Here is a 23,754-nt window from a genome sequence, read left to right on the forward strand (position 1 = left end):
ACGCACACACTAAGAGGGGTTGGACGATGTTTCTTCGGGCAGTCGGCGTGGACGAGGCCGCTGAGCCGAACGAGGGGACGCGCGCCGAGACCGTCGGCCTCCCGCGGAACGAGATGGTCGCGCCCCGGCGTGCCGAGGCCGTCGAGTTCCTGCGCGGCGAGGTCGTGGCGTTTCCGCCCGGCGAGGCGGTGGGGGCGTCGCGGAAGGGGTCCGGCACACCGCCGGACGGAGCCGGCACGCTGCCGCGGATCGCGGCGGACCAGGTCGCGCCGAAGGACGCCCGGGAGCTGTCGAAGCTGTTCTTCGAGCAGCTCCGGACGCTGGAGGAGGGGTCGCCGGAGCACATGTACACGCGCGACACCCTCATCGAGATGAACCTCTCCCTGGTGCACTACGTGGCGGGCCGCTTCCGCAACCGCGGCAACGGCCAGCTGGAGGACATCGTCCAGGTGGGGACCGTGGGGCTGATCAAGGCGATCGACCGGTTCGACATGAATCGCGGCTTCGAGTTCGTCTCGTTCGCCGTCCCCTGCATCCTCGGTGAGATCAAGCGGTACTTCCGCGACACCAGCTGGGCCGTGCACGTCCCGCGCCGACTCCAGGAACTCCGCACCGAACTGGCCAGGGCCCAGGAGCGGCTCTCCTCCGTGCTCGGCCGCGAGCCCACGGTCAAGGAGCTCGCGGCCGATCTGAAGGTGAGCGAGGAGCAGGTCCTGGAGGGGATCGTGGCCGCCAACGGCTACGCGGCGGGCTCCCTGGACGCCCCGCACGAGGCGGGCGGCGACGGCGAGGCGCACCGGAGCGGGCGTTCGCTGGCCGAGGTGATGGGCGATGTGGACCCCGCCATCGAGGTCGTCGAACAGCTCCACTCCCTGGCACCGCTCCTCGCGGAGCTGGACGAACGGGAGCGCCGCATCATCGAGCTCCGCTTCGGTCAGGAGATGACGCAGGCCGACATCGGCCTCGTCCTCGGCATCTCGCAGATGCACGTCTCCCGGCTGCTCGCCCGTACGCTGGCGCGGCTGCGGGCGGGGATGCTGACGCGCGAGTAGCGGCGGGTAATCGGTGGCGTCGCGCCCGGACGGCCGCGCGGTGCGCTCCCGTGCCGTCAGTCCAGTACGCCCAGCTCGGTGTCGGGGCGGCAGTGCGGGCACGGGTCGACGTTCTCGGCCAGGGCGCGGCGCGCCTGCTCGCGGGCGACGCCGCGCCAGCGTTTGCCGGCCATGTGACAGCCGCCGACGTGCACGTACACCGGGGCACGGCCGCCGAGGCCCTGCTCGATCACCCAGTCGGGGACGGGCGGCCTGGCCTGTGCGCCGCGCAGCCGTTCGGCCTCGCGCCGCTCCTCGGCGGCGATCCAGCCGCGCGTGCGCTCCAGGTCGCCGAGCTGCACGCGCTCCAGGAAGCGCAGCAGGTCGAGACGGGTCGGCGGACGCGGTTCGTTCACATGTTCGAGTCTAGTCGTCCGGTCCGTGATCGCGCGGGGCGAGCGCCGGTCTCCCTTGACATGAGAGCTCGACCGTTTGCCAAGGGATCTTGACGGTCGCCGGGTTTCTGTCACTTGATCTTGACCGGTCATGGTGGAGGCGGGGCCCGCAGGATTGCCCCATCCCGGGCCGTGCAAGGATCCCGACCGTGACAGGAAGAGACGCGTGGGATGCCGGAGTGGCGGGCGAGGCGCTGACGGGGGGCGGCGACTTGCTGTCACTGCTGCGCCAGGCTGCTGTCCCGGAGCAGCACGGGCGGATCGTGATCACGCCGCTCGTCTGCCGGTGGTGCGACTGGGACCAGTTCGAAGTGGCCGCGGACGAGTGCTTCTGTGTGGGCTGTTGCCTGCCCCTCGGCATCGCGGACGGAGTTGTCTGCGCAGGCGGATCCACCTGGGAGCTCGCGATATCCGCTCCTTCACTCCCCGGGCTGGGCAAAACCTTGCGTACGTCGGCCGACAACACGTGTCCAAACGGGCACGACGTGTTCCAGGCGGCGGCCGCATACGCCCTTGCCGCGGACGGCCAGGTCAGCCGCCTGTCGGTCGGACTGCTATGCCCGGTCGACGGCGCGCGGCGCCTGCACCTCGACAACGTGCGTGTAGTGCCGAGCAGGACCTAACACACCGACCTCGCCGGGGACGTCTTGGCCGGAGCGGCGGTCACATTGGCTGGTCGAGATCGCTTGTCAATCGGTCAAGATCACCTCTCAAAGGACAGCCTGCGCGGTCACCGGCCGGTCGGTGATGTCGGCGGCGGGCTGGATCTCCTCGCACGGCGTGCTGTGCGGCACGGTGGACGGGACGTGGCGCTGGGCGGCGAACGCGGCGACGGTCGGCAGCGCGCCGCAAGCGGCTGATCGGGCCGGCCAGGGCGCACGACGTGCTGCCCATCGCCATCGTGCTCGACGTGCCCGAGGAGGTGTGCGCCGAGCACAACGCGGCGCGCGCGGACCGGGCTGGGTCCCGCGCCGCGTCATCCAGCGCCACCGGCGCGAACTGCGCCGCTCACTGCGCCACTTGGAGCGCGAGGGGTTCCGGAAGGTGCACGGCCTGCCGGGCGTCGAGGAGATCGAGTCGGCCGCCGTGGTCACCGAGGCGGGGCTGTGGGAGGAGCCGGCCACGGACTGGCTGCTGCTCGACGCGGAGCTGATGCCATGGTCGCTGAAGGCCTCCGGGCTGCTCCGCACCCAGTACGCCGCCGGTGACCCGCTGCGCGGGCAGCGCGGCCGGGCCGCGGACGCCGCCGCGTTCACCGAGGCCTACCGCCGCCGCTGCCGGCCCACCGACGGCCTGGAGGGCGTGCGGCTCGCGCCGTTCCAGATCCTGGCCGTCCAGGGCCGCAGCCTCGCCGGCCTGCCGCACGAGCGGCAACTGGCCCTGATCGACCGCATGGTGGAGCACGACGGCGGCCAGGCCCGCGACCTGCTGCAGACCACCCGCCGCCTGTACGTGGGCACCGGCGACGAGTCGTCCGTGCGGGCCGGCACCGACGGGTGACCGGAGATGACCGGACGCGGCGGTGAGGGCATGGTCGTCAAGCCGGTCGGGGCGCTGGTCGGAAACGGGCAGGGGCGGTTCGTCCAGCCGGGCATCAAGCCGGGCATCAAGTGCCGGGGCCGCGAGTGCCTGCGGATCGTCTACGGCCCGGAGTACACGCGACCGGAGAACCTGGCGCGGCTGCGCGAGCGCTCCCTCGGCCACAAGGGCTCGCTCGCCGTCCGCGAGTCCGCGCTCGGCCTGGAGGCGCTGGACCGGCTCGCGGACGGCGAGCCGCTGCGGCGCGTGCACGAGGCGGTCCTCGCCGTCCTCGCCACCCTGGAGTCGGAGTCGGAGCCGGTGGACCCGCGGCTCCGACCCGTCGGGCCATTGCCCGCAATGACGGGCGTCGGCCGTCCGGCCGGGGAAAGATGGACTCCATGGGATTCCATGTCGACTCCGAGGCCGGGCGGCTGCGCCGCGTCATACTGCACCGCCCCGATCTGGAGCTCAAGCGGCTGACTCCGAGCAACAAGAACGCCCTGCTCTTCGACGACGTCCTGTGGGTGCGCAGGGCCCGTCAGGAGCACGACGGGTTCGCGGACGTGCTGCGCGACCGCGGGGTGGCGGTCCACCTCTTCGGGGACCTGCTGACCGAAACTCTGGACGTGCCCGCGGCCCGCCTCCTCGTCCTGGACCGCGTCTTCGACGAGAAGGAGTACGGGCCGCTCGCCACCGACCACCTGCGGGCCGCGTTCGAGACCATGCCGTCGGTGGAGCTCGCCGAGGCGCTGGTGGGCGGCATGACCAAGCGGGAGTTCCTGGCGGCGCACCCCGAGCCGACGTCCGTGCGCTTCCACTGCATGGACCTGGACGACTTCCTGCTCGGCCCGCTGCCCAACCACCTCTTCACCCGGGACACCTCCGCCTGGATCTACGACGGGGTCTCCATCAACGCGATGCGCTGGCCGGCCAGGCAGCGCGAGACCGTGCACTTCGAGGCGATCTACCGCCACCACCCGCTCTTCCGGGACGAGGACTTCAACGTCTGGTCCCAGGGCCAGGCGGACTACCCCTCGACCATCGAGGGCGGCGACGTCCTGGTGATCGGCAAGGGCGCGGTGCTCATCGGGATGAGCGAGCGCACCACTCCGCAGGCCGTGGAGATGCTCGCGCACAAGCTGTTCGCGGCGGGCTCGGCGCAGACGATCGTGGCCCTCGACATGCCCAAGCGCCGTGCCTTCATGCATCTGGACACGGTCATGACGATGGTCGACGGCGACACCTTCACGCAGTACGCGGGCCTCGGCATGCTCCGCTCGTACACCATCGAACCGGGCGTCGGTGACCGGGAGTTGAAGGTCACCGACCATCCGCCGGAGAACATGCACCGGGCCATCGCCGCCGCGCTCGGCCTCGACGCGATCCGGGTGCTCACGGCCACCCAGGACGTGCACGCCGCCGAGCGCGAGCAGTGGGACGACGGGTGCAACGTCCTGGCGGTCGAGCCCGGCGTCGTCGTCGCGTACGAGCGCAACTCCACCACCAACACCTTCCTGCGCAAGCAGGGCATCGAGGTGATCGAGATCCTGGGGAGCGAGCTGGGGCGGGGCCGGGGCGGTCCGCGGTGCATGAGCTGCCCGGTGCAGCGGGACGCGGTGGCCGGCGGGTAGGCGGGTAGGCGGGTAGGCGGGTAGGCGGGTAGGCGGGTAGGCGGGTAGGCGGACGCGGACCGGCCCGCGCCCGGGGGTCTGTATATAAATGTGGAGGGTCGTATATAGTTTCAAGGTCACCCCGTGGGGTGACCCCTGCCCGCCCACCCCTCCGCATCCCTGGAGCGCCTCATGGCCACAGACCTCACCGGCCGCCACTTCCTCAAGGAGCTGGACTTCACCGCCGACGAGTTCCGCGGCCTGGTCGAGCTGGCCGCCGAGCTGAAGGCGGCCAAGAAGGCCGGGGCCGAGACGCGGCGGCTGCGCGGCAGGAACATCGCGCTGATCTTCGAGAAGAGCTCGACGCGGACCCGCTGCGCGTTCGAGGTGGCCGCCGCCGACCAGGGCGCCTCCACGACGTACATCGACCCGTCCGGCTCGCACATCGGCAAGAAGGAGTCCCCCAAGGACACCGCCCGGGTGCTCGGGCGGATGTTCGACGCCATCGAGTTCCGCGGGGACGCCCAGGAGACGGTCGAGACACTCGCGGCCCACGCGGGCGTGCCCGTCTACAACGGCCTGACCAATGACTGGCACCCCACCCAGATGCTGGCCGACGTGCTCACGATGACCGAGCACACCACCAAGCCGCTCCCCGAGACCGCCTTCGCCTACCTCGGGGACGCCCGCTTCAACATGGGCAACTCCTACCTGGTCACCGGGGCGCTGCTCGGCATGGACGTCCGTATCGTCGCGCCCCGTGCCTACTGGCCCGCCGACGAGGTCGTCGCCCGCGCCCGTGCGCTGGCCGAGTCGAGCGGCGCCCGCCTCACCCTCACCGAGGACATCGCCGAGGGCGTCCGGGGCGCCGACTTCGTCGGCACCGACGTCTGGGTGTCGATGGGGGAGCCGGAGGAGGTCTGGGCCGAGCGGATAGCGGCCCTCGCGCCGTACGCGGTGACCATGGACGTGCTGCGCGCCACCGGCAACGCCGACGTGAAGTTCCTGCACTGCCTCCCCGCCTTCCACGACCTGGACACCCAGGTCTCCCGGGACATCCACGCGAGATACGGCCTGGACTCCCTGGAGGTCACCGACGAGGTCTTCGAGTCGGCGCACTCCGTCGTCTTCGACGAGGCGGAGAACCGGCTGCACACCATCAAGGCGGTCCTGGTCGCCACGCTCGCCTGACCTGCCGTACCCGCTCCACCGGCACAGACTGGTGGGACCGGAACACCACATCCGGCCCCACCGGTACGCGGCCCACCCCCAGCCGCACCAGCACCACCAGAAACGAGAACCACCTCATGAGCCCTTCGCGCACCTCCGGGCTTCGCATCAAGTCCCCCGACCGGCTCGTCGCCGAGTCGGGCGCCGACCTGGAGGGCCACGGCCTCCGGCGCAGCATGGGGCTCTTCCAGCTGGTCTGCTTCGGCGTCGGAGCGATCGTCGGCACCGGCATCTTCGTCGGGCTCTCCGACTCGGTCGCGAAGGCCGGGCCGGCCGTCGCGGTCTCCTATGTCCTCGCGGCCGTGACCTGCGTCTTCACCGCGTTCTCGTTCGCCGAGCTGGGCGGCGCGATCCCGGTCTCCGGCAGCTCGTACTCCTTCGCGTACGCCTCCCTGGGCGAGCGGACCGCCTTTCTCGTCGGCTGGTGTCTGCTCCTGGAGTACGGCGTCTCGGTCTCCGCCGTCGCGGTCGGCTGGAGCCAGTACCTGAACCAGCTGCTGCACAGCCTCACCGGCTGGGAGCTGCCCGCCGCGCTCTCCGCGGGGCCGGGGGAGGGCGGCGCGGTGAACCTGCCCGCCGTCCTCGTCATCCTGCTCGCCGCCGTGCTCCTGGTGCGCGGCATCCGGGAGAGCGCGGGCGCCACGGCGGCCATGGCCGTGCTGAAGATCGCCATCCTGCTGTTCTTCCTGGCCATCGCGTTCACCGCCTTCGAGGACGGCCACCTCACGCCGTTCGCGGGCGCGGGCGTCTCGGGCATCACCGCCGGAGCCTCGCTGGCCTTCTTCTCCTTCATCGGCTTCGACGCGGTCACCACGGCGGGCGAAGAGGTGCGCGACCCGCGGCGCAACATCCCGCTCGCGATCCTGATCTGCATCGGCGTCGTCACGCTGCTCTACGTCGCCGTGGCCCTCGCGGCGATCGGCGCGCTCGGCCCGGACGCGGTCGCCGACAAGCCCGCCGCGCTCTCGCTCATCGTCGACCAGGTGACCGACTCCACCGTCGGCGGCGGCATCATCGCCTTCGGCGCGGTCGTCGCCATCGCCTCCGTGGTGCTCGCCGTGATGTACGGCCAGACCCGCATCCTGATGTCGATGTCCCGGGACGGCCTGATGCCGCGCGTCTTCGAGAGGATCTCGCCGCGCACCGCGACCCCGGCCGCGGGCACCTGGATCGTCGCGGCGGTCGTCGCCGTGCCCGCCGCCTTCTCCTCGCTCGACGTGGTCGTCAATCTCACCACCATCGGCACGCTGGCGATCATGACGGTGGTGAACGTCGCGGTCATCGCGCTGCGCCGCTCCTGCCCGGAGCTGCGCCGCACCTTCCGGGTGCCCCTCTTCCCCGTCAGCCCGCTCCTCGGCGTGGGCTTCTGCCTGTATCTGATCTGGGGCACGGGGTGGACGACGTGGCTGCAGTTCGCCGTGTTCCTCGTGGTGGGCGCCGTGGTCTACGCGCTCTACGGCCGCGGCCACTCCCGGCTCGGGCGGGGCGAGGACCCCGTCAGTGCCGGTGCGGGGGCATCGCGGGAAGCGTGAACCAGACGGCCTTGCCGGAGGCGGTGGGGCGATGGCCGCACGAGGAGCTGAGGGTGCGGATCAGGAGCAGGCCGCGGCCGTGCTCCTGCCAGGGGTCCGGCTCGGCGGGGCACGGGTCGGTGAGGTCGCCGGGCGGCAGCGGGTTGGAGTCGTGCACCTCGACCTGGCAGCCGGTCGGCAGGAGCTCGATCACCAGCTCTATGGGCTCCTGCCCGCCGGTGTGCTCGACGGCGTTGGCCACCAGTTCCGCGGTGAGCAGCTCGGCGGTGTCGGAGTCGGCGGAGAACTCGATGTCGGTGAGGGCCGTACGGACCAGCGCGCGCGCGACGGGCACGGCTGCCGTGGTGTGCGGCAGCGCGATGCGCCACGAGGCGGGGGAGGAAGGTTCGTACAAGGCGGGTCCGTTCACAGCAGCAGGCGGCGGTCCTGCTTTCAACCGTACGAATCTTAAGCGCCGTGTCGACAGGGGCGACGGTCGGGCATGTCCGGGACGTCCGCCTCTGTGGCGGCGCGGGAGACACGACACCCATGTCGGGACTTCCGTGCCGCAGGTGTATCGCGTACTCCTGACGACAGTCACGGAACAGTGATAACTTCGTGGGGCAGTCCACGCCAGCGAACTCCAGCGCCCAGGCCGAGGAGGCCGCACGTCATGAGTCCCTTCACCGGCTCCGCGACCCGCACCCCCGACTGGCGGCATCTGCGCCTCACCGTCGACGCGGGGGTCGCCACGGTCACCCTGGCCCGCCCGGACAAGCTCAACGCGCTCACCTTCGGCGCCTACGCCGACCTGCGCGACCTGCTCGCCGAGCTCTCCCGCGACAAGTCCGTGCGCGCGCTCGTGCTGGGCGGCGAGGGGCGCGGCTTCTGCTCCGGCGGCGACGTCGACGAGATCATCGGCGCCACGCTCGCCATGGACACCGCCCAGCTCCTCGACTTCAACCGGATGACCGGACAGGTCGTGCGGGCCGTCCGCGAGTGCCCCTTCCCGGTGATCGCCGCCGTGCACGGGGTGGCCGCCGGTGCCGGGGCGGTGCTCGCGCTCGCCGCCGACTTCCGCGTCGCCGACCCCTCCGCCCGGTTCTCCTTCCTCTTCACCCGGGTGGGCCTCTCCGGCGGCGACATGGGCGCCGCCTACCTCCTGCCGCGCGTCGTCGGGCTCGGCCACGCCACCCGGCTGCTCATGCTGGGCGAGCCGGTGCGCGCCCCCGAGGCCGAACGGATCGGCCTCATCAGCGAGCTGACCGAGGAGGGCAAGGCCGGCGAGGCCGCGCGGAGCCTCGCCCGCCGCCTCGCCGACGGACCCGCCCTCGCGTACGCCCAGACCAAGGCGCTGCTCACCGCCGAACTGGACATGCCGCTCGCCGCCTCCGTCGAGCTCGACGCCTCGACCCAGGCACTGCTCATGAACGGCGCGGACTACGCCGAGTTCCACGCCGCGTTCACGGAGAAGCGCCCGCCGAAATGGCAGGGACGGTGACGACGATGACCGCCGCGCCGCCCGCCGGGGGCCCCGCCCCGGCCCACCGGATCGCCGTCATCGGCGGCGGCCCCGGCGGCCTCTACGCCGCCGCCCTGCTCAAGCGCCTCGACCCGGCCCGCGAGGTCACCGTCTGGGAGCGCAACGCCCCCGACGACACCTTCGGCTTCGGCGTCGTCCTCTCCGACGAGACCCTCGGCGGCATCGAACACGCCGACCCGGCCGTCTACGCCGCACTCCAGGCCGAGTTCGTGCGCTGGGACGACATCGACATCGTGCACGGCGACCGGCGCCACACCTCCGGCGGCCACGGCTTCGCCGCCCTCGGCCGGCGCAGGCTCCTGGAGATCCTGCACGGGCGCTGCCGCGGCCTCGGCGTCGAGCTGCGCTTTCGCACCGAGGCGCCGCCCGCCGCCGAGCTCGCCGCCTCGTACGACCTGGTCGTCGCCGCGGACGGCGTGCACAGCCTCACCCGCGAGGCGCACGCCGACGTCTTCGGGCCGAGCCTGACCACCCACCGCTGCCGCTACATCTGGCTCGCCGCCGACTTCGCCTTCGACGCCTTCCGCTTCGAGATCGCCGAGACCGAGCACGGCGTGATGCAGCTGCACGGCTACCCCTTCTCGGCGGCCGGCACCGGCGCCTCCACCGTCATCGTCGAGATGCGCGAGGAGGTCTGGGAGGCCGCGGGCTTCGCCGACCTCGACGAGCAGGGTTCCACCGAACGCTGTGCCAAGATCTTCGCGGACGCGCTCGGCGGCCGCCCGCTGCGCTCCAACAAGTCCTCCTGGATCAACTTCCGCACCGTCGTCAACTCCCGCTGGTCGCACGGCAACACGGTCCTGCTCGGTGACGCGGCGCACACCGCGCACTTCTCCATCGGCTCCGGCACCAAGCTCGCCGTCGAGGACGCCCTGGCCCTCGCCGCCTGCCTTCAGGAGCAGCCGGACGTCCCGGCCGCGCTGCGCGCGTACGAGGAGGAGCGCCGCCCCGTCGTCGCCTCCACCCAGCGCGCCGCCCGCGCCAGCCTGGAGTGGTTCGAGCGGCTGCCGGACCACCTCGGTCAGCCGCCGCTGCAGTTCGCGTTCAACCTGCTCACCCGCAGCCGCCGCGTCACCCACGACAACCTCCGGCTGCGCGACGCGGGCTTCACCCGCGCCGTCGAGCGCGAGTTCGGCTGCCCGGACGGCACGCCCCCGATGTTCACGCCCCTGCGCCTGCGCGAGCTGACGCTGCGCAACCGCGTCGTCGTCTCCCCGATGGACATGTACTCGGCCGTCGACGGCGTCCCCGGCGACTTCCACCTGGTCCACCTCGGCGCACGGGCGCTCGGTGGGGCGGGACTGGTGATGACCGAGATGGTCTGCGTCAGTGAACGCGGCCGCATCACCCCGGGCTGCGCCGGGCTCTACACCGACGCGCAGGCCGAGGCCTGGCGCCGCGTCACGGACTTCGCGCACGCCCAGGCGCCCGGCACGGCTCTCGGCCTGCAACTGGGCCACTCGGGCCGCAAGGGCTCCACCAAGCTGATGTGGGAGGGCATCGACGATCCGCTGCCCGACGGCAACTGGCCGCTGGACGCCGCGTCCCCGCTCCCGTACAAGCCGGGCGGCCAGACCCCGCGCGAGCTCTCCCGCGCCGGACTGACCGCGATCCGCGACCAGTTCGTCGCGGCCACCCGACGCGCCGAGCAGGCCGGCTTCGACCTGCTCGAACTGCACTGCGCCCACGGCTACTTGCTCTCCGGCTTCCTCTCCCCGCTCACCAACCGGCGCACGGACGCCTACGGCGGCGACCTGCCGGGACGGCTGCGCTACCCCCTCGAAGTCTTCGACGCGGTACGGGAGGTGTGGCCGGCAGGCAAGCCCATGACGGTCCGCATCTCCGCCACCGACTGGGCCGAGGGCGGCACCACCGCCGAGGACGCCGTCGAGATCGCCCGCGCCTTCGCGGCCCACGGCGCCGACGCCATCGACGTCTCGACGGGCCAGGTGGTCTCCGACGAACGCCCCGCGTACGGCCGCTCGTACCAGACGCCGTACGCCGACCGCATCCGCAACCTGACCGGCATCCCCGTCATCACGGTCGGCGCCGTCTCCTCCTGGGACGACGTCAACTCCCTGCTGCTCGCCGGACGCGCGGACCTGTGCGCGCTGGCCCGCCCGCACCTGTACGACCCGCACTGGACCCTGCACGCCGCCGCCGAACAGGGCTACACGGGGCCGGGCGTCACCTGGCCGCGGCAGTACCGCGCGGGCAGCCGGCGCCCCCAGACCGGACGCACGGACGCGCCCAAACCCCGGCTCACGCTGGGCGGTTGAGCCGGGCCGGCATCCGGGGCCGACGCCCGGCGGCGGTCAGGCCTCCGGGTGCGCGAACCGGGCGCCGGCCGCCCGCAGCCGCTCGTCCAGCGCCGCGAACACCGCGGCGGAGTGGGCGCCGGGCCAGTCGGCGGGCAGCAGCTCCGCGGGCAGGCCCGGGTCGGCGTAGGGGAGTTGGCGCCAGGAGTCCAGCGCGAGGAGGTAGTCGCGGTAGGCCTCCTCCGGGCGCGCGGGCTCGCCCGCACGGGACTCCCAGGAGCGCAGCACCGGTTCGTGGCGGTCCAGGAACGCCTCGTGCTGCTTGGCCAGGGACGACAGGTCCCACCAGCGTGCCACCGCCTCGGCCGTCGCGGCGAACCCCAGGTGCTCGCCGCGGAACAGGTCGACGTACGAGGAGAGGTGCAGCCGCTCCAGGGTGTGCCGGGTCTCCTCGTAGAGGTGGGCGGGGGCGATCCAGACGCCCGGGGCCGCCGTGCCGAAGCCGAGGCCCGCGAGGCGTGAGCGCAGCACGTGCCGCTTGTTGCGCTCCGACTCGGGCACGGAGAAGACGGCGAGGACCCAGCCGCCCCGCTCCCGCGCGGCCTCGGTGCCGTAGATGCGGCGGTCGCCGTCCTCCAGGAGCTGGCGGGCGTCCGGCGAGAGCGCGTACCCCGCCGCGCCCGCCGCGGTCCGCGCGGGCACGAGGAGTCCGCGCCGCTTCAGCCGGGACACCGACGAGCGGACCGACGGGGCGTCCACCCCGACCGGCGCGAGGAGGCGCACCAGCTCGGCCACCGGGACCGGGCCGGGCGCGGCCCGCCCGTAGGCGCCGTAGAAGGTGACGATCAGGGACCGTGGAGTGTGCTGCTCGGACACGTGATCACTCTACGGCTCCGGCCGGTCCGGCTGCCCGGCGCGCAGCCGGAACCGCTGCAGCTTCCCCGTCGCCGTCCTCGGCAGCGCGTCCAGGAAGACGATCTCGCGGGGGCACTTGTACGGCACGAGCTCCGCCTTGACGAACGCGCGCAGCCGCGCGGCCTGCTCCGCGTCCCGCCCCGCCCCCGCGCGCGGCACCACGAACGCCACCGCCACCTGGCCGCGCAGCGCGTCGGGGCGGCCCACGACCGCCGTCTCGGCGACGTCGGGGTGGCGGAGCAGGGCCTCCTCCACCTCGGCGCCCGCTATGTTGTACCCGGCCGAGATGATCATGTCGTCCGCGCGCGAGACATAGCGGAAGTAGCCGTCGGCGTCCCGGACGTAGGTGTCGCCGGTGACGTTCCAGCCGTGCCGTACGTACTGCCGCTGGCGGTCGTCGGCGAGGTAGCGGCAGCCCACCGGGCCGCGCACGGCGAGCAGCCCGGGCTCGCCGTCCGGCACCGGGGCGCCGGACGCGTCGACCACGCGCGCCTGCCACCCCGGCACGGCCCGCCCGGTGGTGCCGGGCCGGATCGCGTCGTCGGCCGCGGAGACGAAGATGTGCAGGAGCTCGGTGGCGCCGATGCCGTTGATGACGCGGTGGCCGGTGCGCTCGTGCCAGGCCCGCCAGGTGGCCGCGGGCAGGTTCTCGCCGGCCGACACGCAGCGGCGCAGCGAGGAGACGTCGTGGCCGTCGAGCTGGTCGAGCATCGTGCGGTACGCGGTCGGCGCGGTGAAGAGCACCGAGATCCGGTGGCGCGCGATGGCGGGCAACAGGAGCTTGGGGCCGGCCTGTTCGAGCAGGACCGAGGAGGCGCCGAAGCGCAGTGGGAAGACGACGAGGCCGCCGAGGCCGAAGGTGAAGCCGAGCGGGGGGCTGCCCGCGAACACGTCGTCGGGCACCGGCTTGAGGATGTGCCGGGCGAAGGTGTCGGCGATGGCGAGCACGTCGCGGTGGAAGTGCATGCAGCCCTTGGGGCGGCCGGTCGTGCCGGAGGTGAACGCGATCAGCGCGACGTCGTCGGCGGCCGTGTCCACCGCCTCGTACCGGTCGGGGCCGCGAGCGGCGCGCACCAGCAGGTCGTCGGGGCCCCCGCCGCCGTACGTGGTGATGCTCAGCCCCGGCACCCCGGCCTTGATCAGGTCGTCCACCACCCGGATGTCGCACAGCGCGTGCCGCACCTCGGCGATCTCGCACAGGGTGGCCAGCTCCTGCGCCCGCTGCTGGGCCAGTACGGTGACGGCGACCGCGCCCGCCTTCATCACGGCGAGCCAGCAGGCCGCGAGCCACGGCGTGGTGGCCCCGCGCAGCAGGACGCGCTCGCCGGGGCGCACGCCGAGCTCGTCGCTCAGCACGTGCGCGACGCGGTCGACGTGCCGCCGCAGCTCTTCGTACGTCCACGTCTCGCCGGAGGCGGCGTGGAAGGCGGGGCGTTCGGCGCCGAACCGTCTCAGGGAGCGGTCCAGGAGCTCGGCTCCGCAGTTGAGGCGGTCGGGGTAGCGCAGCTCGGGGCGGTCGTGCACCAGCACGGGCCACTGTTCGCGCGGCGGGAGGTGGTCCCGGGTGAACGTGTCGACGTGGCCGGACGCACTCATCGCTGGGTTGCCGGTGGAGTCCATGGCGGCTCTGCCCCCTTGCCTGCCGGTCGGGCGCTGTGGTGGGCTCGCGGGACGAGCGTATCGTGATGGTGACGACAGTCAACGGTGCGCGATAAAGGAGGGGCCCGGGATGACGGCATTCTCGCTCGATCCGGCACAAACCACCCGGTGTGCGGAGGTGCGCGGGCTGGCCGCCGAGCGGCTGCGCCCACTGGCGGAGAAGGGCGAGCCCGGCCGCGTGAACCGGCCGCTGGTGGCCGCGCTGGGCGAACTGGGCCTGCTGGACGCCCTGTTCGAGGAGCGCGGGAGAGCGGGTGGGGCCGGCTCCGGCGCCCTCGACCTCTGTCTGATGCGCGAGTCCCTCGCGTACGCCTGTACGGAGGCGGAGACCGCCCTCGCCCTGCAAGGCCTGGGCGCCCACCCCGTGCACGCGCACGGCACGCGGGCGCAGCGGGAGCGCTGGCTGCCGCTCGTGCGCGCCGGGCGGGCCGTCGCCGCCTTCGCGCTCTCCGAGCCGGGCGCCGGGTCGGACGCGGCGGCGCTCGACCTCGCGGCGGAGCCCGACGGATCCGACGGCTGGCGCCTCACCGGCGAGAAGTGCTGGATCTCCAACGCCCCCGAGGCCGACTTCTACACGGTCTTCGCCCGTACGGCCCCGGGCGCGGGCTCCCGCGGCGTCACCGCGTTCCTGGTCCCCGCGGACCGCGCCGGCCTCACCGGCACCCCGCTCGACATGCTCTCCCCGCACCCGATCGGCGCCCTCGGCTTCGACGGGGTGCGGGTCGGCGGGGACGACGTGCTCGGCGAGGTGGACCGCGGCTTCCGGGTCGCGATGACCACGCTCAACCGGTTCCGGCCGAGCGTCGGCGCGTTCGCGGTCGGCATGGCGCAGTCCGCCCTCGACGCCACGCTGGCCCACACGGCCGAACGGGACGCTTTCGGGGCGAAGTTGAAGGACCTCCAGGCCGTCGCCCATCAGGTCGCCGAGATGGCCACGCGCACCGAGGCGGCCCGCCTGATGGTGTACGCGGCGGCCGCGGCGTACGACCGCGAGGGCCCCCGGGGCGACGGCATCGCCCGGCGCGCCGCCATGGCCAAACTCCTCGCCACCGAGACCGCGCAGTACGTCGTCGACGCGGCCGTCCAACTCCACGGCGCCCGCGCCCTGCGCCGCGGCCACCTCCTGGAACACCTCTACCGCGAGGTGCGCGCGCCGCGCATCTACGAGGGCGCGAGCGAGGTCCAACGCACTGTCATCGCCAAGGAGTTGTACGCGTCCCGGGCCCACCCCACCCCGCCATCCGATCCGACAGCCGCCCCTACCTCTACCCCTGCCCCGACACCCCGCGAGGAGCCGTCCGCATGAGCAGCCTGCACCGCGTCAACCCCGCCGAACTCTCCCCGCCCACCGGCTTCTCGCACGCCGTCACCGCGACCGGCTCCCGCCTCGTCTTCCTCGCCGGGCAGACCGCACTGGACAGCGAGGGCGAGGTCACCGGGGCGACCCTGCCCGAGCAGTTCGAACGCGCCCTCACCAACCTCCTCACGGCCCTGCGCCACGCCGGCGGCACCCCCGCAGACCTGGCCCGCGTCACCGTCTACGCCACGGACGTCGCCGACTACCGCGCCCACGCGGCCGAACTGGGGCGCGTATGGAAGAGGTTGGCGGGCCGTGACTACCCCGCGATGGCGGTGATCGGCGCGGTCCGGCTCTGGGACGAGCAGGCGCTGGTGGAGCTGGACGGCGTGGCCGTACTGGAGTGAGGGGCGGTGCGGTGACGGAGGAGACGCGGCCGCTGTGCCGGTCGTGCGTGCGAGCCGGCCGTGCGAGTCGGCCGTGCGTGCGAGCGCGCAAGGCGGAATGACCGCCACCGGGTGAGGGCGGCAGATCACGGGGTACTGGATCACGACCGCGGCCAATGGGGTCGTGGGGAACGGGACGGGAAGACGTTCCGCAGGAGGGGTGACCACGTGCGTGCGAGCAAGGTTACGGGCGTTATCGGCATGGTCGGACTTGCCGCGGCTCTGCTGACGGGCTGCGGCGACAGCGACGACGGAGGCGACTCCAAGCCGTTCGCCAAGGACAGCGCCGACCAGATCGCGGCCAAGGCGGTGGCGGCCACCAAGGGCGCCGACTCGATGCGCCTCAAGGGCGACATGAAGCAGCCCGACGGCAAGTCGGTGAGCCTGGACCTCGCGGTCGACCAGGAGAAGAACTGTCAGGGGACCGTCGACACCGCGGGGAGCAAGGCCGAGCTGCGTCACACCAACGGGACGCTGTACGTGCGCGGCGACGAGCAGTACTGGAAGAACGCGCTGAAGAACCAGCCCGGTTCGGAGAAGGTGCGGGCGAAGGTGGTCGACAAGTGGGTCAAGATGCCCGCGGACGACGCGCAGACCTCCGGCATGTGCGACAAGCAGGGCCTGGTGGCGTCGATGGACGAGGACAAGTCCAGCCGCAAGGGCATGAAGAAGGGTGACACGACGTCCGTCGACGGGAAGGAGGCCATCATGCTGACGAAGAAGGCCTCCGGCGGCGAGACGCACACCCTGTACGTCGCCACCGAGGGCAAGCCGTACATCCTGCGCAGCTCCGTGAAGGGCGGCGACAAGCCGAACGAGGCCACGTTCACCGACTACAACAAGCCCGTGAAGCCCGCGACGCCGGGCAAGGGCGAGACGGTGGACCTCAAGGAACTGGCGGCATCGGGGCAGTAGTCGGGGTGCTCCGACCCCACGATGTTCAGCGACGCGGCGGCGATCCGAGGAGGGTCGGCGCCGCGTTCGCCTGCCCGGACGCGCACGTTCCCTTCCGCCTCTCCGGGCACGTCCCTTGTTACCAAGTGCGGACAGAAACCGGTGAACAATTCCCGCACGGGCGCCATCTGACGGGGTGCAGCCAACAGCAGATCCGGCCCGCCGTCTGCGGGGAGCAGGCGCCGGAACCGCATCCCGATCACCCGTGGGGGGATTCCCGTCATGACCACTCGCCGTTCGCGCGGTCCCGTCCGTTCCGCCTCGCTGCTCGCCGTCGCGGCCGCCGCGGTGCTCGCGCTGACCGCCTGCCAGACCGGCGGTGACGACGACACGGGACCGGACGGCAAGGCCGGCGCCGTCATCACCCGCTCCATCGGCGACGGCGTCACACCCGACGCCCCCGGTGCCGACGCCGACCGCGTGTCCGTCGTGCTGGGGTCCGCCGATGTGCTCAGCGCCCACACGTGAGTGCCGCCGCCTTCGAGGAACGTCCGACGGGAAGGGAGCGGGTGGGCATGGCGTCGCTCGCGGAGCTGCTCGGGGAGCTCAAGGAGCGGTCCGGGCTCAGTTACGGGGTGCTGGCCAAGCGGCTGCACATGAGTACGTCCACGTTGCACCGGTACTGCAACGGGGACGCGGTGCCCACCGAGTTCGCCCCCGTGCAACGGCTCGCCCGCCTGTGCAGGGCGACGCCGGAGGAGCTGGTGGAGGTGCACCGGCGGTGGATCCTGGCGGACGCCGACCGCGGACGGAAGCCGGGACGCGCCGCGTCCGGCACGTCCAGCGCCGCGCCAGCCCGCACACCCGCCAACCACGGTGCAGAGCCATCGAGTTCAGCCACCCCGGGCCCGACACCGACCCCCGTCCCAACCCCCACCCCGAACTCCACCCGCCTGCCCGAACACGGCCCGCAGCCCGGCTCGGAGTCCGGGTCGGCGGCCGGGACCGGAACGCCCTCGGGCCCGGGCCGCGTGACCGCCGGGCCGGCCCCGTTCCTCTCCCGCAGACGGCGGACCCTCGCCCTCGCGGCCGCCGTGGCCGGGGTCGTCGGTATCGCTTCCGCCGCGCTCGTCCTGCACGGCGGCGCGGGTGAAGGACAGCGGCGCGACACCGGACGGTCCGCCGTCTCCTCGGACGCGACCGTCGTCCGGTCGCCCGGCACGGGGCACGGCAAGGGGGACGGGAAGGGCGACGCGGGGAAGAAGAAGGGCGCCACCACCGCCCCGCCCGCCGACGAGCAGGCCCCGTCGCCCGGCGCCTCGCGGAACCCCGGGACGGCCGCCGCGCCCGGCGGAGTGCGCGGCGGGCCGGAACCGGTGACGACGCGCACCAAGCCGTACGCCTACGAAGACCCCTGCGCCAAGGACTTCCTGGTCAACCGCGCCCCCGGCGACATGCCGCAGCCACCCGCCGCCGACCAGGACGCGCCCGGCTGGGTCGGCGACCTCGGCGCCGTCTCGTCCCGCGACCAGTTCATCGAGGTCACCGTGCAGGGCGTGGGCGGGAAGCCGGTCGTCCTGGAGCGCATGAACGTCCGCGTGCAGAGCAGCGGCGCCCCGCTCGCCTGGAACAACTACCAGATGCACACCGGCTGCGGCGGCGACGTGTCCACCAGGTCCTTCGCCGTCGACCTCGACGACCCGGCGCCGCGCGCCGTCCCCGAGCACGGCCAGCGCGACTTCCCGTACAAGATCAGCGAGAACGACCCCGAGGTCTTCTACATCAGCGCCAACGCCGCGGCGCACGACGTCCGTTGGTACCTGGAACTGGAGTGGTCCAGCGGCGAACGGCACGGCGTGACCCGCGTCGACGACCAGAGCAAGCCGTTCCGCACCAGCGGCAGCACGGGCCGCCCCACCTACGGCTGGCCCCCCGGTGCCGCCAAGTGGGAACGCCAGCTGCAGGACGGGTGAGCGCGGATCAGATGTCCCGGAACGTCTCGATCTGCGCCCCCACCGAGTTCAGACGCTCCGCCAGGTCCTCGTAGCCGCGGTTGATCACGTACACGTTGCGCAGCACGGACGTGCCCTCGGCCGCCATCATCGCGAGCAGGACGACCACGGCGGGGCGCAGCGCCGGCGGGCACATCATCTCGGCGGCGCGCCAGCGGGTGGGGCCCTCCACCAGGACCCGGTGCGGGTCGAGGAGCTGGAGGCGGCCGCCGAGGCGGTTGAGGTCGGTGAGGTAGATCGCCCGGTTGTCGTAGACCCAGTCGTGGATCAGCGTCTTGCCCTGCGCCGCCGCCGCGATGGCCGCGAAGAAGGGGACGTTGTCGATGTTCAGGCCGGGGAACGGCATCGGGTGGATCTTGTCGATCGGCGCCTCCAGCTTGGAGGGCCGCACCGTGAGGTCGATCAGGCGCGTACGGCCGTTGTCCGCGGGGTACTCCGCGGTGCGGTCGTGGTCCAGGCCCATCTCCTCCAGGACCGCGAGCTCGATCTCCAGGAACTCGATCGGCACCCGGCGGACCGTCAGCTCGGACTCCGTGACGACCGCGGCGGCCAGCAGGCTCATCGCCTCGACCGGGTCCTCGGAGGGGGAGTAGTCCACGTCCACGTCGATGGTGGGGACGCCGTGCACGGTCAGCGTGGTCGTGCCGATGCCCTCGACCTCGACGCCGAGCGCCTCCAGGAAGAAGCACAGGTCCTGGACCATGTAGTTCGACGAGGCGTTGCGGATGACGGTGGTGCCCGCGCTGCGTGCCGCGGCGAGCAGCGCGTTCTCGGTGACGGTGTCCCCGCGCTCGGTGAGGACGATGGGGCGGTCGGGGCTGACGTCGCGCGCCACCTCGGCGTGATACAGCCCCTCGGTCGCCGCGATCTCCAGGCCGAACCGGCGCAGCGCGATCATGTGTGGCTCGATCGTGCGGGTGCCCAGGTCGCAGCCGCCCGCGTAGGGCAGTTTGAAGTGGTCGAGGCGGTGCAGCAGCGGCCCGAGGAACATGATGATGGAGCGGGTGCGGCGCGCGGCCTCCGCGTCGATCGCGTCCATCTCCAGCTTGGCGGGCGGCACGATCTCCAGGTCGACGCCGTCGTTGATCCAACGGGTGCGCACCCCGATGGAGTTGAGCACCTCCAGGAGGCGGTAGACCTCCTCGATGCGGGCGACGCGGCGCAGCACCGTGCGGCCCTTGTTGAGGAGGGACGCGCAGAGCAGCGCCACGCACGCGTTCTTGCTCGTCTTGACGTCGATGGAGCCGGAGAGCCGGCGGCCGCCGACCACCCGCAGGTGCATCGGCCCGGCGTAGCCGAGCGACACGATCTCGCTGTCGAGCGCCTCGCCGATCCGGGCGATCATCTCAAGGCTGATGTTCTGGTTGCCGCGCTCGATGCGGTTCACGGCGCTCTGACTGGTGGAGAGCGCCTCGGCGAGCTGCGTCTGTGTCCAGCCCCGGTGCTGCCGGGCGTCACGGATGAGCTTGCCGATGCGTACGAGGTAGTCGTCTGCCATGCGTCGCAGGCTATCTCAGATATGAGATGAAGAGCGCGTCGGGGTAGGCCATATGGGGATCGGCCGTCCGGTGGGTGTTCCCCCGGACCGTCCCGCGCCCGGCAGTTCGGCCGCACCCACCCGCGAGCGTGGCGCCCGGAGCGGTCAGCCGCACCCGCACGAGGCGTGCCGGCCGCCGTGCACCGACGCGTACGACGTGGGCCGGGGCCCCGCCGCCGCCCGCGTCACCCGGGCGGCGGCCGCGCGTCCTGCCGACGACTGCGCGTCGTGCACCACTGTGCCTCCCACCAGTGTCAGGCGCACGTCGACAGAGCTGATATCGGCCACCGGACACCGCGTCACATCGCGGTCGAGGAGCACGAGATCGGCCGCTTTTCCCCTCTCCACGGTGCCGGTGAGGTGCTCGGAGCGCAGTTGCCGCGCGGTGCCCAAGGTGTGCATGAGCAGGGAGGACGTCCGGCTGATGCCTTCCTGGGCACGGTAGAGGTCGCCCTCGCCCTCCATGCCCTCGCGGTCGGTCGCGGTGCGGATCTGGTTCCACACCTGGAGAGGGTCGACCGGCCAGTCCGAGCCACCGGAGAGCGCCGCGCGCCGCTCGCGCAGACTGCGCGCCGGATACAGCCATCGGTGGCGCGCCGCGCCGATGTAGGGCCGCAGCGCGTCCATCGTCCAGGCGTTGCGGGTGGCCCACTGGAGCTGCATGCAGGCGACGACGCCGAGGGCGGCGAAGCGGGGGAGGTCGGCGGGGTCGACCAGTTGGAGGTGGGCGGTGGTGTTGCGCAGATCGCGGCGGCCGGTCTCGCGCAGGGCGTACGCGTATCCGTCGAGGGAGGTGCGCACGGCGCGGTCGCCGATGGCGTGGGCGTGCATCTGCCACCCCTCGGCGTTGAAGGCGGCGCTGAGCCGGCCGTAGTCGGCGGACGACACGTACAGCTCGCCGCGGTGGCCGGTCGGCCTGCCCTCCTCGTCCAGATAGGGCCGAAGGAGCGCGGCGGTCTGGGCCGGGTACTCGATGACGCCGTCGAGGAAGACCTTGACCGTGCCGAAGCGCAGTCCGCGTACGCCCTTGAAGTCCGCCCGCAGCTCCTTCGCGTACGCGAGCGCCGCGGCCGGGTCCTTCGTCAGCTCGGTCCCGATGCGCAGGGCGGGCACGATGCGCTGGGGCAGCCGGCCGGACTCGGCGAGCCGCTGATAGACCTTCAGCTCGTCGCGGCCCACCACGGCCTCCATGAACGTGGTGATCCCGGACGCGGCGGCCTCGGCGAAGATCTTCGCGGCGGCGTCCGCGAGGCGGGTCGCGTCCGGCTCGGGGATGTGCCGGGAGACGAGCGGCTGGGCGTCGTCCTTGAGCACCCCGGTGGGCTCGCCGTCCGCGCCCTTGACGATCGTGCCGCCGACAGGGTCGGGGGTGGCCGCGGTGATCTTCGCGATGTCGAGGGCGCGCCGGTTGGCCCAGAGGTTGTGGCCGTCGCCGCCGCGCAGGGCGATGGGGCGCCGGGTCGGCAGGGCGTCGAGCAGCACGTGGTGCGGGGCCGTGCCGCGGGGGAGCAGCCCGACCGGGTTCCAGTCCTCCACCACCAGCCAGCCGTCCGGCTCCTGCTCCGCGGAGTCCTCCAGGAACCCGGTCAGTGTCTTCCGCAGCTCCTCCACGGTCTGCTCGGCGCCCGCGAGGGAGGGCCGCAGCGAGCGGTTCGCGGCGTCCATCGGGTGGGCGTGCCCGTCGTGGACGCCGCTCATGAGGGTGCCGCCCCGGGCGTCGACGACCTCGGTGTCGCGTCCGGCGAAGCGCTTGACGACGGCGTCGGTGCCGACGGCGAGGATCCGCCCGTCCCGGCCCACGGCCACCGCGTCGGGCCTGCCGTGGCCCGAAGTGCCGGTGAAGACACGGGCGTTGTGCACGACGAGGGCGGCGGACCTCCGGCGCGCGGAGGCGGGCACCGGCGCGGCGGTTGCGGATCCCGCCGCGCCGACGAGCCCGGCGGCCCCCGCGGCTCCTGCGGCTCCCGCGGCGAGGAGACCGCGCCGGGAGAGCGGGGGGACGGACGACTGGGACATGGCCACACTCCAACGCGTAGGGGAAGCGAGTGGAGGAAACCCTCGGCGAGTAAGCCGTTAACCAGAACCCGCCGCGGGCCACGGATTCCGTACGATGAGCCGCGTGCCAGGGCCGACTCTCGCCGACATAGCCCGCGCCGCGGAGGTTTCGACGGCGACCGTCTCGCACGCCCTCAACGGCACCGGCCGGATCGCCGACGCCACCCGCCGCCGGGTCCGCGACACCGCGACCCGGCTCGGCTACGGCACACCGCGACCTCCGCGCAGCCGCATCCTGGGCGTCGCTGTCACCACGTTCCCCGCCGCCTGGAACTACACCGAGGTCGCCTACTTCTCCCGTGCCGTCACCGCGGCCACCTCGGCGGCCCACGCCCGCGGCTACGCCCTCACCACGCTCCCCGCCGACCGCGCCGCCGACGACTCCTGGCACGGCCTGGCCGTCGACGGCATGCTGATCATGGACAGCCCGCGCGGCGACCCCATGGTCCGCGCCCTGCGCGCCCGCGGCATCCCGCTCGTCTTCGACGGCCTCCCCGGCGACCCGCGCCCCGGCGACCTCTGGGTCGACAACGACCACGAGGCGACCACCCGCACGGTCCTCGACCACCTCGCCGCCGGCGGCGCCCGCCGCCCGGCCCTCCAGGCGGGCAACGGCGACGAGCACTACGCCCGCGCGGTGACGGCGGCCTATACGCAGTGGTGCGCCGAGCGCGCCGCCGCCCCGCTGATCGTGCCCTTCGACCCCGCAGACGACCGGGGGCACACCTTCGACGCGCTCCTGTCGGGCCCGAGCCGCGCCGACGCGGTCTACGCGGCGTACGACCCCGGCGGCCGCCAGCTCCTGGCCGCGGCGGCCCGGCACGGCCTGCGCGTCCCGGACGACCTGCGGGTGGCGTGCGCGAGCGAGGACCCGGCCTACGCGACGACGAACCCCCCGGTGACCACGGTGACGCTCGACCCGGAGCGGGCGGCCCGCACCGCCGTGGCCGCCCTCGTCGACCTCGTCGAGGGCACCGGCACGCCAGGCGCCGGCCCGGTCGTCGTACCCGCCGGACTCGTGGTCCGCGCGTCCTCGGCCGCGGAGCCGGCGGCACCCTGAGCGGACGGACGTGTCCCGGGGCTCACCCCTCGCGAACGGCCCCGCCGACCACCGAGACCACGACCTTGCGGACCGCCTCGGGGTCCGGCGGCTCGCCCTCGCGCCCGGCGAAGAGCAGGTGCCCGCCGCCGATCAGGGTGAGCGCGAGGGTGTCGGCGTCGGCGTCCGGGACGAGCCTGCCGAGGTCGCGCTCGGCCGTCAGGTAGACGGTGAGGACGGCGGCGGCCTCCGTCAGGAGCGGCACACCGGCCGGCGTGGTGCGGCGCAGCCGCGCCCGCAGCGCGTCCCGCGAGGTGACCAGGCCGAGGATGCCGAGGGCGACGGGCCCGAGAAGGTCCGTGAGCGCGGCGGTGAGCCGGCCGGTGACGGTGCCGGTCCCGGCGGCGGCACACAGGGCGGCGCCGTACGCGTCGAGCCTGCCGATGCGGTCGAGCACCAACTCCGCGAGGAAGGCGTCGAAGTCGGCGAAGTGCCGGTGCAGGACGCCTTTGGCGCAGCCCGCCTCGGTGGTCACCGCGCGGCTGGTCAGCGCGTTCGGCCCGGCGCTGAGCAGGACGCGTTCGGCGGCGCCGAACAGCTGCTCGCGCACATCGCGGAGGGCCACCCCGGTCGGCGCCATTGCTTCTCCTCCAGCCCTTCGACGGTCCGCCTGTCCGCCGACCGTACGCGTTGATCGTGCCCCACCCGTTGACGAGTGGGCACGTGCCCACTCAGAGTGGG

At 73.1% G+C, this 23,754-nt stretch carries 20 protein-coding genes and 1 pseudogene; 14 read left to right on the top strand and 7 right to left on the bottom strand.

Going from position 1 to position 23,754, the window contains the following annotated elements; genetic code table 11:
* The first annotated feature begins 26 nt into the window (after window positions 1–26).
* Complete coding sequence (locus tag ACZ6B8_RS07735; RefSeq protein ID WP_471077163.1) at window positions 27–1,052, top strand: SigB/SigF/SigG family RNA polymerase sigma factor; 1,026 nt, start codon at window positions 27–29, stop codon at window positions 1,050–1,052.
* A gap of 56 nt (window positions 1,053–1,108) precedes the next feature.
* On the opposite strand, the gene ACZ6B8_RS07740 is transcribed toward ACZ6B8_RS07735, so the two are convergent.
* On the bottom strand, window positions 1,109–1,447 hold the full coding sequence (locus ACZ6B8_RS07740) for a DUF6233 domain-containing protein (protein ID WP_471606612.1): 339 nt from the start codon (window positions 1,445–1,447) through the stop codon (window positions 1,109–1,111).
* 188 nt (window positions 1,448–1,635) lie between these two features.
* On the opposite strand from ACZ6B8_RS07740, the gene ACZ6B8_RS07745 reads away from it, so the two are divergent.
* The 5 genes and pseudogenes from ACZ6B8_RS07745 to ACZ6B8_RS07765 all read left to right on the top strand — a co-directional run bounded on the left by ACZ6B8_RS07745 (window position 1,636) and on the right by ACZ6B8_RS07765 (window position 7,379).
* Complete coding sequence (locus ACZ6B8_RS07745) at window positions 1,636–2,109, top strand: hypothetical protein (protein ID WP_471606613.1); 474 nt, start codon at window positions 1,636–1,638, stop codon at window positions 2,107–2,109.
* 466 nt (window positions 2,110–2,575) lie between these two features.
* Window positions 2,576–3,340, top strand: a pseudogene (locus ACZ6B8_RS07750) (polynucleotide kinase-phosphatase); the annotation flags it as partial.
* Window positions 3,341–3,405: 65 nt separating this feature from the next.
* Window positions 3,406–4,638, top strand: a complete 1,233-nt coding sequence (locus ACZ6B8_RS07755) for an arginine deiminase (protein ID WP_471077172.1) — start codon at window positions 3,406–3,408, stop codon at window positions 4,636–4,638.
* Window positions 4,639–4,809: 171 nt separating this feature from the next.
* Window positions 4,810–5,808 (top strand): ornithine carbamoyltransferase, encoded by a 999-nt coding sequence (argF, locus tag ACZ6B8_RS07760; RefSeq protein ID WP_471606614.1) that lies wholly within the window; start codon window positions 4,810–4,812, stop codon window positions 5,806–5,808.
* 116 nt (window positions 5,809–5,924) lie between these two features.
* The gene (locus ACZ6B8_RS07765) at window positions 5,925–7,379 is read left to right on the top strand and encodes an amino acid permease (protein WP_471606615.1); all 1,455 of its coding nucleotides are present in this window, start codon (window positions 5,925–5,927) and stop codon (window positions 7,377–7,379) included.
* Here the strand turns inward: ACZ6B8_RS07765 and ACZ6B8_RS07770 are convergent.
* Window positions 7,345–7,788, bottom strand: coding sequence for an ATP-binding protein (locus ACZ6B8_RS07770; RefSeq protein WP_471077181.1), 444 nt, complete (start codon window positions 7,786–7,788; stop codon window positions 7,345–7,347). The genes ACZ6B8_RS07765 and ACZ6B8_RS07770 overlap by 35 nt on opposite strands.
* A gap of 243 nt (window positions 7,789–8,031) precedes the next feature.
* On the opposite strand from ACZ6B8_RS07770, the gene ACZ6B8_RS07775 reads away from it, so the two are divergent.
* Both ACZ6B8_RS07775 and ACZ6B8_RS07780 read left to right on the top strand, forming a co-directional pair.
* On the top strand, window positions 8,032–8,859 hold the full coding sequence (locus ACZ6B8_RS07775) for an enoyl-CoA hydratase family protein (RefSeq protein ID WP_471077184.1): 828 nt from the start codon (window positions 8,032–8,034) through the stop codon (window positions 8,857–8,859).
* A 5-nt stretch (window positions 8,860–8,864) separates the two neighbouring features.
* The gene (locus ACZ6B8_RS07780; protein WP_471607169.1) at window positions 8,865–11,180 is read left to right on the top strand and encodes a bifunctional salicylyl-CoA 5-hydroxylase/oxidoreductase; all 2,316 of its coding nucleotides are present in this window, start codon (window positions 8,865–8,867) and stop codon (window positions 11,178–11,180) included.
* Window positions 11,181–11,216: 36 nt separating this feature from the next.
* On the opposite strand, the gene ACZ6B8_RS07785 is transcribed toward ACZ6B8_RS07780, so the two are convergent.
* Window positions 11,217–12,035: a PaaX family transcriptional regulator gene (locus ACZ6B8_RS07785; RefSeq protein ID WP_471606616.1), complete on the bottom strand. Its 819-nt coding sequence runs from the start codon at window positions 12,033–12,035 to the stop codon at window positions 11,217–11,219.
* A gap of 9 nt (window positions 12,036–12,044) precedes the next feature.
* Window positions 12,045–13,694 carry an AMP-binding protein gene (locus tag ACZ6B8_RS07790; RefSeq protein ID WP_471606617.1) on the bottom strand — a complete coding sequence of 550 codons (1,650 nt, stop codon included), beginning with the start codon at window positions 13,692–13,694 and terminating at the stop codon, window positions 12,045–12,047.
* A 109-nt stretch (window positions 13,695–13,803) separates the two neighbouring features.
* Between ACZ6B8_RS07790 and ACZ6B8_RS07795 the strand changes: the two genes are divergently transcribed.
* The 5 genes from ACZ6B8_RS07795 to ACZ6B8_RS07815 all read left to right on the top strand — a co-directional run bounded on the left by ACZ6B8_RS07795 (window position 13,804) and on the right by ACZ6B8_RS07815 (window position 18,343).
* Window positions 13,804–15,039, top strand: a complete 1,236-nt coding sequence (locus ACZ6B8_RS07795; protein WP_471606618.1) for an acyl-CoA dehydrogenase family protein — start codon at window positions 13,804–13,806, stop codon at window positions 15,037–15,039.
* Complete coding sequence (locus tag ACZ6B8_RS07800) at window positions 15,036–15,437, top strand: RidA family protein (protein WP_471077196.1); 402 nt, start codon at window positions 15,036–15,038, stop codon at window positions 15,435–15,437. The genes ACZ6B8_RS07795 and ACZ6B8_RS07800 overlap by 4 nt, the downstream gene beginning before the upstream one ends.
* Window positions 15,438–15,677: 240 nt before the next feature.
* Window positions 15,678–16,391 (top strand): hypothetical protein, encoded by a 714-nt coding sequence (locus tag ACZ6B8_RS07805; protein ID WP_471606619.1) that lies wholly within the window; start codon window positions 15,678–15,680, stop codon window positions 16,389–16,391.
* A 261-nt stretch (window positions 16,392–16,652) separates the two neighbouring features.
* Window positions 16,653–16,898, top strand: coding sequence for a hypothetical protein (locus tag ACZ6B8_RS07810; protein WP_471077202.1), 246 nt, complete (start codon window positions 16,653–16,655; stop codon window positions 16,896–16,898).
* Window positions 16,899–16,945: 47 nt separating this feature from the next.
* A complete protein-coding gene (locus ACZ6B8_RS07815) occupies window positions 16,946–18,343 on the top strand; it encodes a helix-turn-helix domain-containing protein (RefSeq protein ID WP_471606620.1) in 1,398 nt (465 codons plus the stop codon).
* 7 nt (window positions 18,344–18,350) lie between these two features.
* On the opposite strand, the gene ACZ6B8_RS07820 is transcribed toward ACZ6B8_RS07815, so the two are convergent.
* Together ACZ6B8_RS07820 and ACZ6B8_RS07825 are read right to left on the bottom strand one after the other, a co-directional pair.
* Complete coding sequence (locus ACZ6B8_RS07820) at window positions 18,351–19,880, bottom strand: helix-turn-helix domain-containing protein (RefSeq protein WP_471077208.1); 1,530 nt, start codon at window positions 19,878–19,880, stop codon at window positions 18,351–18,353.
* 144 nt (window positions 19,881–20,024) lie between these two features.
* Window positions 20,025–21,935 carry an amidohydrolase gene (locus ACZ6B8_RS07825; protein WP_471606621.1) on the bottom strand — a complete coding sequence of 637 codons (1,911 nt, stop codon included), beginning with the start codon at window positions 21,933–21,935 and terminating at the stop codon, window positions 20,025–20,027.
* 94 nt (window positions 21,936–22,029) lie between these two features.
* Between ACZ6B8_RS07825 and ACZ6B8_RS07830 the strand changes: the two genes are divergently transcribed.
* On the top strand, window positions 22,030–23,034 hold the full coding sequence (locus ACZ6B8_RS07830; protein WP_471606622.1) for a LacI family DNA-binding transcriptional regulator: 1,005 nt from the start codon (window positions 22,030–22,032) through the stop codon (window positions 23,032–23,034).
* A gap of 22 nt (window positions 23,035–23,056) precedes the next feature.
* Here the strand turns inward: ACZ6B8_RS07830 and ACZ6B8_RS07835 are convergent, their stop codons facing one another.
* A complete protein-coding gene (locus ACZ6B8_RS07835) occupies window positions 23,057–23,653 on the bottom strand; it encodes a TetR/AcrR family transcriptional regulator (protein WP_471606623.1) in 597 nt (198 codons plus the stop codon).
* Between the last annotated feature and the right edge of the window lie 101 nt (window positions 23,654–23,754).

The sequence above is a fragment of the Streptomyces sp. NPDC041122 genome, assembly GCF_055592445.1.

Coding starts and splice junctions, on each gene's coding strand:
- ACZ6B8_RS07815 (WP_471606620.1), top strand. CDS start 16,946: ATGGCGTCGCTCGCGGAGCTGCTCGGGGAGCTCAAGGAGCGGTCCGGG.
- ACZ6B8_RS07795 (WP_471606618.1), top strand. CDS start 13,804: ATGACGGCATTCTCGCTCGATCCGGCACAAACCACCCGGTGTGCGGAG.
- ACZ6B8_RS07825 (WP_471606621.1), bottom strand. CDS start 21,935: ATGTCCCAGTCGTCCGTCCCCCCGCTCTCCCGGCGCGGTCTCCTCGCC.
- ACZ6B8_RS07775 (WP_471077184.1), top strand. CDS start 8,032: ATGAGTCCCTTCACCGGCTCCGCGACCCGCACCCCCGACTGGCGGCAT.
- ACZ6B8_RS07765 (WP_471606615.1), top strand. CDS start 5,925: ATGAGCCCTTCGCGCACCTCCGGGCTTCGCATCAAGTCCCCCGACCGG.
- ACZ6B8_RS07835 (WP_471606623.1), bottom strand. CDS start 23,653: ATGGCGCCGACCGGGGTGGCCCTCCGCGATGTGCGCGAGCAGCTGTTC.
- ACZ6B8_RS07800 (WP_471077196.1), top strand. CDS start 15,036: ATGAGCAGCCTGCACCGCGTCAACCCCGCCGAACTCTCCCCGCCCACC.
- ACZ6B8_RS07790 (WP_471606617.1), bottom strand. CDS start 13,694: ATGGACTCCACCGGCAACCCAGCGATGAGTGCGTCCGGCCACGTCGAC.
- ACZ6B8_RS07780 (WP_471607169.1), top strand. CDS start 8,865: ATGACCGCCGCGCCGCCCGCCGGGGGCCCCGCCCCGGCCCACCGGATC.
- ACZ6B8_RS07805 (WP_471606619.1), top strand. CDS start 15,678: ATGGTCGGACTTGCCGCGGCTCTGCTGACGGGCTGCGGCGACAGCGAC.
- argF (WP_471606614.1), top strand. CDS start 4,810: ATGGCCACAGACCTCACCGGCCGCCACTTCCTCAAGGAGCTGGACTTC.
- ACZ6B8_RS07830 (WP_471606622.1), top strand. CDS start 22,030: ATGAGCCGCGTGCCAGGGCCGACTCTCGCCGACATAGCCCGCGCCGCG.
- ACZ6B8_RS07810 (WP_471077202.1), top strand. CDS start 16,653: ATGACCACTCGCCGTTCGCGCGGTCCCGTCCGTTCCGCCTCGCTGCTC.
- ACZ6B8_RS07735 (WP_471077163.1), top strand. CDS start 27: ATGTTTCTTCGGGCAGTCGGCGTGGACGAGGCCGCTGAGCCGAACGAG.
- ACZ6B8_RS07820 (WP_471077208.1), bottom strand. CDS start 19,880: ATGGCAGACGACTACCTCGTACGCATCGGCAAGCTCATCCGTGACGCC.
- ACZ6B8_RS07755 (WP_471077172.1), top strand. CDS start 3,406: ATGGGATTCCATGTCGACTCCGAGGCCGGGCGGCTGCGCCGCGTCATA.